The organism is Kribbella sp. NBC_01505, from assembly GCF_045040285.1.
Lineage (GTDB): Bacteria > Actinomycetota > Actinomycetes > Propionibacteriales > Kribbellaceae > Kribbella.
This window is the reverse complement of the sequence record NZ_CP109425.1, coordinates 2,572,445-2,586,132: the sequence shown is the minus strand read 5'-3', so window position 1 is coordinate 2,586,132 and position 13,688 is coordinate 2,572,445. Positions and strand designations below refer to the sequence as shown.

Annotated in this window: 14 protein-coding genes; 7 read left to right on the top strand and 7 right to left on the bottom strand. The window is 68.4% G+C overall.

Annotated features, from left to right (window positions below; genetic code table 11):
- The first annotated feature begins 26 nt into the window (after positions 1-26).
- A complete protein-coding gene (locus OG474_RS12185) occupies positions 27-1,568 on the top strand; it encodes an MFS transporter (RefSeq protein ID WP_405062364.1) in 1,542 nt (513 codons plus the stop codon).
- 172 nt (positions 1,569-1,740) lie between these two features.
- Here OG474_RS12185 and OG474_RS12180 read toward each other — a convergent pair whose 3' ends face one another.
- The 4 genes from OG474_RS12180 to OG474_RS12165 form a co-directional block, all read right to left on the bottom strand.
- Complete coding sequence (locus tag OG474_RS12180; RefSeq protein ID WP_405062363.1) at positions 1,741-2,145, bottom strand: MerR family transcriptional regulator; 405 nt, start codon at positions 2,143-2,145, stop codon at positions 1,741-1,743.
- A 12-nt stretch (positions 2,146-2,157) separates the two neighbouring features.
- A complete protein-coding gene (locus OG474_RS12175) occupies positions 2,158-3,021 on the bottom strand; it encodes an ABC transporter substrate-binding protein (RefSeq protein ID WP_405062362.1) in 864 nt (287 codons plus the stop codon).
- The gene (locus tag OG474_RS12170; protein WP_405062361.1) at positions 3,018-5,390 is read right to left on the bottom strand and encodes a PEP/pyruvate-binding domain-containing protein; all 2,373 of its coding nucleotides are present in this window, start codon (positions 5,388-5,390) and stop codon (positions 3,018-3,020) included. Before OG474_RS12170 ends, OG474_RS12175 begins: the two co-directional genes overlap by 4 nt.
- Before the next feature lie 87 nt (positions 5,391-5,477).
- Positions 5,478-6,497 (bottom strand): M48 family metallopeptidase, encoded by a 1,020-nt coding sequence (locus OG474_RS12165; protein ID WP_405062360.1) that lies wholly within the window; start codon positions 6,495-6,497, stop codon positions 5,478-5,480.
- Positions 6,498-6,761: 264 nt separating this feature from the next.
- On the opposite strand from OG474_RS12165, the gene OG474_RS12160 reads away from it, so the two are divergent.
- Positions 6,762-7,388, top strand: coding sequence for a M23 family metallopeptidase (locus OG474_RS12160; protein ID WP_405062359.1), 627 nt, complete (start codon positions 6,762-6,764; stop codon positions 7,386-7,388).
- Positions 7,389-7,454: 66 nt separating this feature from the next.
- Positions 7,455-8,570, top strand: coding sequence for a PLP-dependent cysteine synthase family protein (locus OG474_RS12155; protein ID WP_405062358.1), 1,116 nt, complete (start codon positions 7,455-7,457; stop codon positions 8,568-8,570).
- Positions 8,571-8,711: 141 nt separating this feature from the next.
- On the opposite strand, the gene OG474_RS12150 is transcribed toward OG474_RS12155, so the two are convergent.
- Positions 8,712-9,098 carry a hypothetical protein gene (locus OG474_RS12150; protein ID WP_405062357.1) on the bottom strand — a complete coding sequence of 129 codons (387 nt, stop codon included), beginning with the start codon at positions 9,096-9,098 and terminating at the stop codon, positions 8,712-8,714.
- Between the two features lie 104 nt (positions 9,099-9,202).
- Here OG474_RS12150 and OG474_RS12145 point away from each other — a divergent pair, with 104 nt between their 5' ends.
- From OG474_RS12145 to OG474_RS12135, 3 genes are read left to right on the top strand one after another with little or no spacing between them, the layout of a single operon-like run.
- Positions 9,203-9,409, top strand: a complete 207-nt coding sequence (locus OG474_RS12145) for a hypothetical protein (RefSeq protein ID WP_405062356.1) — start codon at positions 9,203-9,205, stop codon at positions 9,407-9,409.
- A gap of 13 nt (positions 9,410-9,422) precedes the next feature.
- A complete protein-coding gene (locus OG474_RS12140; RefSeq protein WP_405062355.1) occupies positions 9,423-9,947 on the top strand; it encodes a DUF6879 family protein in 525 nt (174 codons plus the stop codon).
- Positions 9,944-10,852 (top strand): helix-turn-helix domain-containing protein, encoded by a 909-nt coding sequence (locus OG474_RS12135; protein ID WP_405062354.1) that lies wholly within the window; start codon positions 9,944-9,946, stop codon positions 10,850-10,852. The genes OG474_RS12140 and OG474_RS12135 overlap by 4 nt, the downstream gene beginning before the upstream one ends.
- 273 nt (positions 10,853-11,125) lie before the next feature.
- On the opposite strand, the gene OG474_RS12130 is transcribed toward OG474_RS12135, so the two are convergent.
- Positions 11,126-11,578 (bottom strand): MarR family winged helix-turn-helix transcriptional regulator, encoded by a 453-nt coding sequence (locus OG474_RS12130; RefSeq protein WP_405062353.1) that lies wholly within the window; start codon positions 11,576-11,578, stop codon positions 11,126-11,128.
- 77 nt (positions 11,579-11,655) lie between these two features.
- On the opposite strand from OG474_RS12130, the gene OG474_RS12125 reads away from it, so the two are divergent.
- Positions 11,656-12,855, top strand: a complete 1,200-nt coding sequence (locus tag OG474_RS12125; RefSeq protein ID WP_405062352.1) for an FAD-dependent monooxygenase — start codon at positions 11,656-11,658, stop codon at positions 12,853-12,855.
- On the opposite strand, the gene OG474_RS12120 is transcribed toward OG474_RS12125, so the two are convergent.
- Positions 12,813-13,685: a 1,4-dihydroxy-2-naphthoate polyprenyltransferase gene (locus OG474_RS12120; RefSeq protein WP_405062351.1), complete on the bottom strand. Its 873-nt coding sequence runs from the start codon at positions 13,683-13,685 to the stop codon at positions 12,813-12,815. The two genes, OG474_RS12125 and OG474_RS12120, sit on opposite strands and share 43 nt — an antisense overlap.
- Between the last annotated feature and the right edge of the window lie 3 nt (positions 13,686-13,688).

Sequence of the window (13,688 nt, the reverse complement as noted above, 5' to 3'; positions counted from 1 at the left end):
AGGCAATGCGCAAAAGGGGAATATTCATGTCCGAAGACGTCGTGAAGGGCGAACGCCCGGTCGACTCGGTGCCCGCACACGGGCACCGCAACCTAGGCATCGCGCTGGCGTTGATCAGCATGGCTCAGCTGATGGTGGTGCTGGACGGCACCGTCGTCAACATCGCGCTGCCGCACATCAAGGACGCGCTGGGCTTCACCGACGCGACGCTCACCTGGGTGGTCAACGCCTACGCGCTGGCCTTCGGTGGCCTGCTGCTGCTCGGTGGCCGGATGGGTGACATCCTCGGCCGCCGCAAGGTGTTCATCTTCGGTGTCGTCCTGTTCGGGGTGGCATCGTTCATCGGGGGTATCGCGCAGAGCGAGAACGTGCTGCTCGCCAGCCGCATCCTGCAGGGTGTCGCGGCGGCCGCTGCTTCACCGAACGCACTGGCGCTCATCACCACCACCTTCCCGGCCGGTAAGGAACGCAACCGGGCGATGGGCGTGTACGCCGCGATGTCCGGGGCCGGTGCGGCCGTCGGCCTGATCCTCGGTGGCGCGCTGACCGAGCTGTCGTGGCGCTGGACCTTCTTCATCAACACGCCGATCGGTCTGATCGTCGCCGTACTGGCCTTCCGTTACCTGGGGGAGTCGGCGCGCCAGAAGGGCAAGTTCGACCTGCCGGGTGCGATCACCGGCACCGTCGGTCTGACCTCGCTGGTCTACGGTCTGACCCGCGCGGGCTCCAAGGGCTGGGGCGACACCTGGACGCTGATCTTCATCGGCGCCGGTGTGGTGCTGATCGGTCTGTTCCTGCTGATCGAGGCCCGCTCGCGGCACGCACTGATGCCGTTCCGGATCCTCGCGAACCGGACCCGCGGAGTCAGCTTCTTCGTGATGCTGATCGTCGGCGCCGCGATGTTCTCGATGTTCTACTTCCTGGGCATCTTCGTGCAGGCGATCATGGGCTACAGCGCGATCGTGACCGGTCTCGCTTTCCTGCCCTTCAGCGTCGGCATCGTGATCGCGGCGCAGCTCGCCTCGACCCTGGTGGCGAAGATGGACCCGCGCTGGATCTCCGGTGCCGGTGGCTTGTTCGTCGCGGCCGGCATGTTCGGGTTCAGCCGGCTCGAGGTGACCTCGTCGTACGCGACGCACCTGCTGCCGTTCATCCTGCTGCTGTCCTTCGGGATGGGCCTGATCTTCGTGCCGCTCACGCTGACCGCGGTCAGCGGTGTCGCCGACGAGGACTCGGGCGTGGGATCCGCCGTACTGAACACGGTCCAGCAGATCGGTGGTGCGATCGGCCTGGCGCTGCTCGGCACGGTCTCCACCAACGCGATCAAGGACAAGTTCACCGAGCTGGCCCCGGGCCTGCAGAAGGCCGCCGAGGCCGGGCAGTCGCCGCAGCAGCTCGACCAGCTGAAGCACCAGTTCGAGGCCGTGGCCACGACGCACGGATTCACCCGCGCGTTCCTCTGGTCGACGTTCCTGGCCCTCGGGTCGGCGATCATCACCCTGATCGGCCTGTCCGTCAAGCACAAGGACCTCGCCGGCGACGGCAAGACCCCGGTGCACATCGGCTGATCGCCCCGCAGACGGAAAGGCCCGCTTCCCGGGAGGGGGGAAGCGGGCCTTTCTCTTGTCTACAAGGCCTTCTGCATGATGTGCTCGCGGTTGCCGCCGGCCTCCGCCACGGTGCCGGTCACGTCATACCCGCTGTGCGGGCCGATCGCCTTCTCGTTGCCCTCGACAACCATCAGCTCAAGGCGACGGACCGGGTCGGCAGACTGACCTCGGCACGGAACTCCGGGCAGCGGTCGGGTTCGTGCGGCTCCGGGCACCCCAGCAAGGCGTGTAGGTACTGCTCGGCGTGATCGAGCTCCGCGCGCTGCGCCTGGATCTGCCGGATCCGGTCCGCGACGACGGTCCGCCGCTCGCCGACCGGCGCGGCCAGTACGGCGCCGATGTCGCCGATACTGAGCTGCCCGCGCTCCCGCCAGAGCTTGATCATCGCGATCCGGTAGAGCTGGTCGGCGTCGTACCAGCGCGTCCCCGCGGACCGGACCGGCCGCAGCATCCCCTGCCGCTCCCAGTAGTGCAACGTCGACAGCGGGACCCCGAAGTGGTCCGCCGCGACCCGGATCGAAGTCAGGTCACCCATACCTCCATTGGATCACCACCGTGGGAGCAGCGTCTCGACGACGTACGGCAGGGTCAGGACCGAGGGAAAGGCGAGCGCATGGGCCTCCGCGTCGCTCAGCTGGATCAGCCGGCCGCGCAGACCTGCGATCGCCTGCCGGACGACGGGTTGATCACCGGTCCGGCCGACGACCAGGACCAGGTCCGCGTCCAGGATGCCGAGCTGTTCGAGGCTGACCTGTGCGAACCCCGGCGTGGAGCCCTCGGGCAGCGCGGCGATCGCGGGGGACAGCCGCAGGCCGAACTCCGCCAAGGTGCGGGCCTGTACGTCGTCGGGAGCGCACTTGACGCTGACGCGGCCGGCATGGAACGAGCTGAACGTGTAGGTGCGGCCCTGACGGGTCGTCGTGCGGACAGTGTTGAGTTGCCGGTCCAGTTGGTCGATCAGAGTCTTGGCGCGATCGGGTACGCCGACGGCCCGGGCCACGCGAGTGGTCGTCGTACGCCAGTCGTCGGTGTTCGGGCGATCGGCCGGGCCGAGGACGGGCGCGATCTCGGACAACCGGTGGCGGAAACGCTCGATCGGGTAGTAGCTCGTGGCCGTGATCAGGTCAGGGGCCAGGGCCGCGATGGCCTCTAGCGGCGGCTCGCTCGCGGCGTCGAGAAGTTGTGGGCGATGTGCGCCCAGGGCTGCCTCGAGCCACGGATCGAAACCGTTCGGCCGGCTGGAAGTGCGCTGGACGGCGACGGGGATCCGGCCGAGGGCGGTCAGGGTGTCCGCGTCACGGCCGTAGCCGAGGGCAACGATTCGCTGCGGCTGCGCGTCCGGCGTGCGGGCGCTGGTCCCGCAGCCAGCCACGAGGGCGAGGCCGCCGCCCAGGAAAGCCCGTCTCCTCACGGCCGCAGGTCCACGAGACCGTGGCTGCCGTCGACGGCAATCAGTTGGCCGGTGCGGATCAGGACGGTCGCCTGATGGACGCCGACCACGGCCGGGATGCCGTACTCACGGGCCACGGTGGTGCCGTGGGAGACCATCCCGCCGGTCTCGGTCACCAGCCCACCTGCTGTCAGGAACAGCGGTGTCCACCCGGGGTCGGTCGACGGGCAGACGAGGATCTCGCCCGGTTCGAGGTGCGCGTCCTCCGGGTCGAGAACCACCCTCGCCGGTCCCACGGCGACGCCCGGCGACCCGCCGATCCCGGCCAGCCGCAGTCCGCTCGACGGCTCGGCCGCAGGCAGCTCGACCGTGGTCCCGTCCGACAGCACCACCGAAGGCACGCGCCGCCGCAGACACTCCCGTCGGTACGTCTCCCGCCTCGCGGTCACCAGCCCACGCGACTCGCCCCCGCCCAGCGCTGCCCTGATCTCCTCCAGGTCCAGGTACATCACGTCATCCGCGCGATCGAGAATTCCCAGGTCGACGATCGACCGCCCGACCTCCAGCAACTGATCTCGCAACTGCTGATACCCCCGCATCAGCGTGAACTTCGGGACTTCCCGCAGGCCGCGCAACCGGCGGGACCGACGCAACAGCCGCCGCGCCGCCGCCCTCCGCAGGACCGCACGAGCCGGTAACCGCCCGACCAGGTCGCCGATCGTCGCATCCGCCTGGCGGGCCGATCCTTCGAAGTGCTCGGCCGCGTCATGCCCAGCGTCCATCGCCTTCCGATAGGCCTGCAGCGAGGCGAACACCGGAGCCGGGTCGTCGACCCACCGCGGCACCCCGAAGTCGATCTCCCCGGTGACCCGGAAGCCGTACTCCGCAAGGAAATCCGCGACGCTCGACCGGACCGGCCGTGGAAGTCCACCACGGTGGTACTCAGCGGCGAGCTCGTCCGGACCCAACTCGTCCAGCACCCGCTCGGCGCGAGTCCGCCGGGCCACCTCCCACAAGGCGAGGTCCATCTCCGATGTCGGATTCCCCGGCACACCGCGGAAGACCGCGCCGAGCTCGGCCGCGCTCACCACTCCGGCGAGGAGCCGCCCGGCCAGGTCCTGCGCGATACCGCCCGCCTGGTTGGCGCCGCGTGGAAGGCTGACCTCCGTCCTGCACACCGCCCGGTACGTCGTCTCGACATAGGCGAGCCGCTGCTCGGGCGCCGCCTCGACCGGACCCACGAAGCCGTGCACCAGCTGGTCGGCGCGGCGTCTGACCCGCCGGCTCGCGAACCCCGGGAACAGTGCGGCCAGGACAACGCGGTCCCATCGCGTCTTCCGCCGTACCGGCCGGCTGGCGGGAACGGGCGCGAACTCCGGCCGGCGTGCCGCCTCCGCGATCAGCTGCCCGGACGGCGACGCGAGGGCGTCCGCGAACGCGACTGCCCCGCGCACCTTGGTCTCGTCGCCCAGTCCCGCGGTGATGTCCCAGTACAACCAGCCGTCGACCTCGACCAGCTCCGGATCGAAGCCTTTCGCGGTGAGCGATTCCTCCAAGGCGTGCTGGCGGGCCCGCATCACGACGACGCCGAGGGGAGTGAACGGCCGGGTGAGTCCTTGGTACACGTTCACCGACCAGTACGCGCGGAGTCCGCCGTACGGCGTCGGCACCGGAAACAAGGAGGTGATCGGCCGGGTCTGGGTCAGCCACAGCCGCCCGGTGCGATCGATCGCCCACTCCGCGTCCTGCGGTCCGCCGAACACCTCGTGGAGGCGCCCGCCGATCAGGCCAAGGTCCTCCACCTCGGCGGCGCTGAGCGGTCCCGAGGTCCTCGAAGCAGTGGTCCGAGGCAAGACATAGCGGTGCGGTACGACGGTCCCCGTGACTACGGCCTCGCCGAGTCCCTCGGCGGCCTCGAGCACCATTTCGCCGCGGTGACCGCTGACCGGATTGGCGGTGAACAGGACGCCGGCCGAGCGGGCATCCACCATCCGCTGGACGATCACGGCGATCTCGGCCGTACCGATCCCGTTCGCCGCGCGGTACCGGACCGCGCGGTCGGCCTCGAGGGACGCTCGGCATTTCTCGATCGCCCGCAGCACCTCGGGCAGCCCCCTGACCTCGAGGAAGGTGTCGTACTGGCCCGCGAAGCTCGCCTCGGCCAGATCCTCCGCGGTTGACGACGAGCGCACCGCGACCGGGCCGGTGCCCAGCTCCTCGTACGCCGCCGCCACCTCGGCGAGTGCCTCCGGGCCGTCGACCGGATCGGTCACCACGAACCCGTCCGGAACCGCGAATCCGGCCTGGATCAACGCCCCGAGACCGGCCGCCTTCCCGCCGACTCGTTCGCGATCACCCGCACCGACCTGAGCCAACCAGACAACCCGCATCCGTCCTCCACCTCACACTCGACCGGTCGTGGTTGAGCCTTCCGGCTCAACCACGGTTGAGTGCAAGGGCGAATCAGGCGGGATCGATCAACGCGGCGGGCGGAGTTTGTCGGAGACCCAGTCCCGGACGCCGCCCAGGCCTTCGCCGAGGTCGCGGAGGAGTTTGGCGAGGGGGTCCTGCGAGCGGGAGAAGGCGTCGCCGTACGACTTGGCGGCGTTCTTGGCTTCCTGCGACATCGAGGCGCTGTCGTCGTCCTGGCGCTTGGGGTAGTCGCCGGAGACGATCGTCGTGTACTCGCCCTCGTCGACCCAGCGGCGCAGCTCGTGGGCGCGGATGACGGCGAGCGGGTGCGACTGCGCCTCGAGGAGCAGCAGCTTCAGCACGCTGTCACGCAGGTCGCCAGAGCTCTCGTACTCCGTGCCCTGTGCAAGGAAGGTGGTCGTGTCGAGCTCGGCGAGCTGACCGCCGCTGGCCAGCTTCATCTGCACGCGAAGCGCGACAGCCGGATCCTGAACGGCGAGGAGGCCGGCACGGTCACCGGACAGCTCGGCCTTGCGGGACCACTCGTGCAGCGCGGCGATGATCGCCCGGATCCCCAGCGCGCCGATCGGCATCCAGTTCATCGCGCCGGTCAGCCGCATCAGCCAGAACAGCAGCGACTGGTACAGCGCGTGGCCGCTCTGCGCGTGACCGAGCTCGTGCCCGAGGACGAACCGCAGCTCCTCCTCGTCGAGCCCCTGCAGCAGGGCGCTGTTGACGACGATGATCGGCTTGTCGAGCCCGATCGTGAACGCGTTCCAGATCGGGCTGTTGGTGATGTAGAGCTCGGGCAGCTGCCGCACGTCGAGAGTGCTGCCCGCCTCGGTGTAGAGCCGGTGCACCCGCGGGAACTGACGCTCGTCGACCCGGATCGCCGATCCGAGGAACTGCAGCCGGACGGCGCGCTCGTCGATCAGCCCGGAGATCTTCCGCAGGACGAAGTCGAAACCCTTGAGCTGCCGCAGCGCCACCAGGGCACCCCGGTCCGCCGGGTGCTCCCACGCGCGCGAACTGATGTCGGTCAGCGTCACCCGCGGTCGCGTCGGCCGCTCGCCGTTCTCAGTCATCCTGCCCCCTGCCCCTTGACGTCGATGTCCCACCCAACTTAGCCGCTCGCCGGGTCGGGCGTTAATGCCAAAAGGAGCAGCTGCGGGGGCCGCTACCCCAGCCGTGCTGATCGGCGCGGTCCCGGCGGGTTGGCGGAGCGTAAGTGCGGTCGCGTGAGCCGTAAGGGCTTTGTTCTGACCGACTTTGGCCGACCTGCTCGCCAGCGGCACGGTGAACGCCCAGGCTGGGGGCGTCAACTTCTCCTACCGCCCCTGGAGGACCGCATGATCCGCCCTGTCCTCGGTGCAGCCGTAGCCCTGGCTGCGCTGACACTGACCCCGGCACTCAGCGCCGGCGCCGTACAAGTCCCCGCACCGGCCACCCAGAGCTACATGGCCCAGCGGGCCGCCGTACCGGAAGCGAAGGCAGCCGCTGTGCGTGCGGCCGTAGCTAACGCACCGCTTGCGCGGCCGACGCTGCGAGTGCCGTTCCGATGCAACGAGACCTGGTCCGGTGCGAGCCGCTCGGGCCACAGTCCGTCGTACTACGCCATCGACTTCAACTGGGGCTCCGGTCGCGACGACCTGGGCAAGCCGGTCAAGACGAGTGCATCCGGGACTGTGGTGCGCTCGGCCTATGACGCCGGTGGATACGGCAACTACATCGAGATCGCGCACGGCGACGGCTGGCACACGCTCTACGCGCACCTGCAGAGCCGTGGGGTTGCGGTCAACGACCACGTCACCGACAGTCAGCAGATCGGCCGCGTCGGCGAGAGCGGCAACGTCACCGGACCCCACCTGCACTACGAGCAGATCAAGGACGGCGTAGTGGTCGCCGCCCTCTTCGGCGTCAGCGGCTGGGCCGTCTACCCAGGCCCGTCCAGCTACGTCCGAGGCGCCGACTGCTGAACCATCGGCCCGGCCGCCCAGGCGCAGGAATACCGAAATCCTGATAGAACACCTAACCTGCTGCGCATGAGTGACAGCGGGGTGTGTCGTGAGGTGGACCGTCGGGACGACAAGGTGCGCGCCTGGGTGTCCGAGGCGATCCGGATCGTCGAAGCGGATGCGAACCGGAGTGCGGACACGCATCTGCATGTGTTCCCGATGCCTGCGGCAATTGGTGTGGACCTGTATCTGAAGGACGAGTCCGTGCACCCGACCGGCTCGCTGAAGCACCGGTTGGCGCGGTCGCTGTTCCTGTATGCGCTGTGCAACGGGTGGATCAGCGAGGGGACGCCGGTGATCGAGGCGTCCAGCGGGTCGACCGCTGTCAGCGAGGCGTACTTCGCCCGGCTGCTCGGGCTTCCGTTCGTCGCGGTGATGCCGGCCTCGACCAGCCCGGAGAAGATCGAGCTGATCGAGTTCTACGGCGGCCGCTGCCACTTCGTCGAGCGCTCCGGCCAGATCTACGGCGAGGCCAAACGGCTCGCCGAGGAGACCGGCGGCCACTACATGGACCAGTTCACGTACGCCGAGCGCGCGACCGACTGGCGCGGTAACAACAACATCGCCGAGTCGATCTTCGACCAGCTCAAACTCGAGGAGCACCCGGTCCCGACCTGGATCGTCGTCGGCGCCGGCACCGGCGGTACGTCGGCCACCATCGGCCGCTACGTCCGCTACCAGCGCCACGAGACCTCGGTCGCCGTCGTCGACCCGGAGAACTCCGCCTTCTTCCCCGCCTTCGAATCCGGCGACAACGACTTCGCCACCGGCCGCCCCTCCCGCATCGAAGGCATCGGCCGCCCCCGCGTCGAACCCTCCTTCGTCCTCGGCGTCGTCGACCGGATGATCTCCATCCCCGACGCGGCCTCCATCGCCGCCATGCAGTTCTGCTCCCGAGTCACCGGCCGCCTGGTCGGCGGCTCCACCGGCACCAACCTCTGGGGCTCCCTCCGCCTGGCCGCCGAAATGCGCCGTACCGGCGTGCGAGGCAGCATCGTCACCCTGCTCTGCGACAGCGGCGAACGCTACGGCAACACCTACTACGACGAAGCCTGGCTCCGCACCAGCGGAATCGACATCACCCCCTACCTGGCCACCCTCGACACCTTCGCCACCACCGGCGACTGGAGAGAACCCCAGTAGACCCTCCGGGCTCCCGCCCGGATGCGCTGCCGCGCATGTCGGCTGCGACGTCGCGAACGACATGTAGCAGTCGGACCGACAGACATGCCCACGCCTGTGAGCACCTCGAGCGCTCGCCTGCCGGCGTACTACTCCATGTCGTTAGCGTCGCCGCCAGCTGTTGGTGAGCCCAGAGATGGAGGACAGGGCCGACGCGGATGCAGGGATCAGCACGTCGGCCCCGTCGTTCGGGGGACGATCGGCGACGGCTACCTCGCCGCCGATCAGATACTCCAGATGACGCCTCACTGCCGACGGATCTCCGAGCGCTGCCAGGTGATGAAGACTCGGTATGACGATCATCCGGATCCTCAACCGGTCCGCATGCTCGATGAGTCTCCGGAACGCGTCCGGCAGATCGGACGGCTCTTCCAGATAGACGGCGCACAGCCGTCGCCCGCGCAGTTGCGCATACCGGGTCAGGGGTAGGTGCAGTTCCGCGGGCTCGAGCGCGAACTGGGTGTTGGCGTATCCAAGGGCGGGCAGCACAGGAATATTCTTACTCGACGAATATTCCTGTGACAAGAGAATAGATGCTTGTGTCGAGAATATTCTGGCGGTACGGTCGAGGCTCGCCTCGGATGGGAGTGTGGATGAAGATCACGACTTTGGTTCCGTCGGATGGTCAGTGCAATGACGGGAAGACCTGCCCTGCAGTGCATGTGACCGACGGAGACCTCGTTCTGGTGCAGGGATATCTTGTGCCGGACGCGCCGCTGACGCCGCCGGTGGGCGAGGGGTTGGTTGCTGTACCGAAGGCACTGCTACGTTCGTTGGCCACTCAGCTTGGTGAACTCTGACGACAGGAGGAACGTGGCGCGGTTCGACGAACTGTTCGACGAGTTCAGGGGTGAGGCGTTCCGGCTGGAGACGCTGCCCGGTTACGCCGTTGGGCAGGATGCCGAGCGCTTGGCCGACTATGCGGCCGGCGCGTACGTCCTCAGGCCGCCGATCCCTGGAGTGGAGTTCGTCAAGGGATTGGTCCAGCCGGGACGCCGTACGACGCTGGTTCGCCTCGTCGAACAGCCGCTGACGATCGACCAGCGCCTGAGTGTCGACTGGGTCTACCCGCACCAAGCGGTCGCCGGCCGTGAGATCGCGATCCTCGAACCTGGATCGGAGCTCGCGGGCAACGCGGCGGCGACCGGCGACTTCTGGCTCTTCGACGAGACCGCTGTGGCGTTGATGCGCTACGCCTCCGATGGACGGTTCGACCGTGCGGACGTGGTTGAAGAGCCGGCGGCGGTCGCCCGATATGTTGCCCTGCGCAACCAGCTGTGGGCCTCGGCTACTCCGTTCGGAAAATGGTTGGGGAACTGGCGCAGGGTGGTGCGGTGACCGATCCGGTGGAGGAGCGCCGAGCGTTCGGGCAGGAGCTCCGCGCGCTCCGGCGGCGTGCTGGTCTCACCGGGGGAGTCGTCGCCGGCCGCCTCGGGTGGACCCAGCCGAAGGTGTCGAAGATCGAGAACGGTCATCAGCTGCCGACCGTCGCGGAGGTGCGGGCGTTCGCGGAGACGGCAGGCGCCGACTCACGCGAGACCGGTCGGCTGATCGCCCGCATCGAATCGCTGACGATCACGGTCAGCGGATGGCGAACGCTCCAGCGCAGTGGCATCGCCGGCGGGCAGCAGGATCTCTCGGAGCTCGAGTCGCGGTCGGCGGTGATCCGGCGGCTGGATCCGAGCATCGTCCCGGGATTGCTGCAGACGGCGGAGTATGCGCGAGTGATGCTGTCTGGTGGCCCGGACGCGACGGCCGATGTCGGTGGTGGCGTGGAGGCTCGGCTGCGTCGCCAGGAGAAGCTCTATACCGGTTCGCAGCGGTTTACCTATGTGCTCCTGGAGGACGCGCTCCGGCGGCTGGTCGCTGAGCCGGACGTCCTCGCCGTGCAGATGGACCGGATTGCCCAGTTGTCAACGCTTCCAACGGTTGAGGTGGGAATCCTTGCGGCTGACCGGCGACTGCCGCTCGCGCCGATTCACGGGTTCTCCATCTTCGACGATCACCTGGTGCAGATCGAACTGGAGAGCGGCGCGGTCGACATCACCTCTCCGTCGGACATCCAGTACTACCGCCAGATCTACGACGTACTGGATGCCGCTTGCCTGCACGATGATGCCGCGCGCGAGATCGTCGCATCGCTTGCCGCTCACTTCCGGTCGATGGTCGGCTCATCTCATGTTCCCCGCTCCTCCGTCACTCCCGCCAGCCCCGTCGAAAGCAATCGGGGTCAACGTTCTTAGGTGCTGGGGGCAACTAGTCGGGTGCTGGAGCGGGAACCGGTGGTGCCGGTCTGCAGGTCCACAGCGGAGGAGCCGGGGTCGGCGAACGGGACGCGAACCTGGGGGAAAGCACCACCAAGAGCTGACGGCCCCATCGGCCACCTCCGCGCTTTGTGTGCATCTGCTGCCATATAGCGGCAGTAACTCACCGCAAAGCCGCCCCTCACGCAACCACCGAGGGTGGAACCGCAGGAGAACGCGCCGCAAGGCTGTCGCCGCCGGGGGCTGTGTCCGTCAGGTGAGGCGGGTGGTGACGTCGTCGGCTAGTTTGCCGAGGAGGCGGCCTAGGTCGGTGCGGTCTTGGGTGGGCCATTCGGCGATGGCTTCACGGAACCAGCCGAGGATGGTGCCCAGGTAGGTCTGGGCGGCTTCGGTGCCGGTGGGAGTGAGCTCGATCAGGCTCGCGCGTTTGTCGGTGGGGTCGGCGACGCGCTGGACGAGACCGCGTTGCTCAAGGGCTTGGACCTGGCGGGTGGCGTGGGGGCCGACGACCTGCATGCGATCGGCGAGTTCACCGACGCGGAGGGGGGTTCCGGCGGTGGCCAGGGTGGTCAGGATCGAGATCGCGGGGCGGTCCAGGGCCAGGCCGGTGGCGTCGATCGCCTGCTGGGCGATGCGGCCGCGGCTGAGGGCGGCGCTGAGCTGGGCCAGCCGCGGAAGGATGTCCAGGCCGTCGTCGGCGGTCATTTGATTACCTAACTTAGGTATGTATATGCTGAGGGAGATCGATACCTAAAGTACCTATCTTTCTCGGAGGATGCATCATGACTCGCAGTGTGCTGATCTCCGGCGCCAGCATCGCCGGCCCCGCCCTCGCCTACTGGCTCGACCGGTACGGCTTCGACGTCACCGTGGTGGAGAAGTCCGGTGCGCTCCGCGGTGGCGGCTACCCGATCGACATTCGCGGTACGGCGCGGGAGGTCGTCGACCGGATGGGGCTGCTGCCCGAGCTGCGCAAGGCCCATGTCGGCACCCGGAGGATCTCGTACGTCGAGCCGGACGGAGCCCCGATCGCGTCGATCGACCCGCTCGTGCTGACCGGCAGTGAGACCGGCGACCTGGAGGTACGGCGGGGAGACCTCGCCGACGCGCTGTACGGATCGACGAAGGGCCCGGTCGGCTACCGGTTCGGCGACTCGATCGCGCAGCTCGACGATCGCGGTGACCGCGTCGAGGTGGTGTTCGCCAGCGGTGCCGAAGGGACCTACGACCTGGTGATCGGCGCTGACGGTCTGCACTCCAACACCCGGCGGCTGGTCTTCGGGTCGGAGGAGCAGTACCACCGCTACATCGGCTACGCCTTCGCTGGTTTCACCCTGCCCAACGAGCTCGGCATGTCACACGAGGGTGTGTGCTGGAACATGCCAGGCCGGAGCGCGATCGTGTACGCCCAGAAGCCGGACGACCTGCTGTACGGCTTCCTGATGTTCTACCAGCCGGAGCCGCCGTACGACGCGTTCCGTGACCCGCATGCGCAGCGGGAGCTGGTGGCCGGCAAGTTCCCGGAGCAGGAGTGGCACGTGCCGCGGCTGGTGCGGGCCATGCAGGAGGCGGATGACATGTTCTTCGACGTGGTCAGCCAGATCCACATGCCGGGCTGGTCGCGTGGGAGGGTGGCGCTGGCCGGGGACGCGGCGCATGCGACGTCTTTCCTGTCCGGGCAGGGCTCCAGCGTTGCTCTGGTTGGCGCCTACGTGCTGGCAGGTGAGCTGGCGACGCACGCTGACCACGCTGAGGCGTTCCAGGCGTACGAGCAGCGGTTCCGGGCTTTTGCCGAACGAAACCAGGCTCTGGTGACGACAGGCGAGTCACAGCAGGCGCCGCGCACCCAGGAGCAGTTGGAGGCACGCAACGCGGCACTGCGCGACGCAGTGTTCAACGAAGAGCACCATGCGGCGCACGGCGACTTCGTTCTGCCGGACTACGAGCCGATGAACAGGCCGATGGTGAGTCCGACCGCATAGACGAGCTCGGTGAGCCCGGTGCCCTGCAGTACGGGGATCAGCGCCGGGCCGACCGCGTCGCTGAGCACGATGCGGGTCGCCTTGATCGCCAGCGGTACGGCGATGAACGCCAGCAGCGCCCAGGGGGTGGCGAAAGCAGAGGCGATCGCCAGGACGAACGCGAGCGCGACCAGACCGGCGTACAGCTTCCGGGAGCGTGAAGCACCCAGTACGACGGCCAGCGTGCGCTTGCCGGTGACCGTGTCGGTGGGGATGTCGCGCAGGTTGTTGGCGACCAGCAGCGCACAGGCGATCGCGCCGACCGACACAGCGCCGGCCACGGCCACCCAGCTCAGCTTCTCGGCTTGGACGAAGGTCGTGCCGAGTACGGCGACCAGTCCGAAGAACAGGAAGACGCTGACCTCTCCGAGCGCCCGGTAGCCGTAGGGACGCTTACCGCCGGTGTAGAACCACGCACCAAGCAGTGAGGCGGCACCGACGACCAGCAACCACCAGCTGGAGGTTGCACTCAGCACAATGCCCAGTGCGGCGCCGACACCGAAGCAGGTGAACGCTGCGGTCTTCACCTGTCCCGGTGAGGCGACCTTGGAGCCCACCAGGCGCAGTGGGCCGACCCGGACCTCGTCCGTGCCGCGGATGCCGTCGCTGTAGTCGTTGGCGTAGTTCACCCCGATCTGGAGGGCCAGAGCGACGCCGAGCGCGAGCAGAGCCTTCCACCAGACGAACGCGTCCAGGTACGCCGCGGCTCCGGTTCCGACGAGTACGGGGGCGACGGCGGCGGGGAGGGTTCGGGGTCGCGCGCCTTCGATCCACTGCGCAGGGGTGGCCATGGA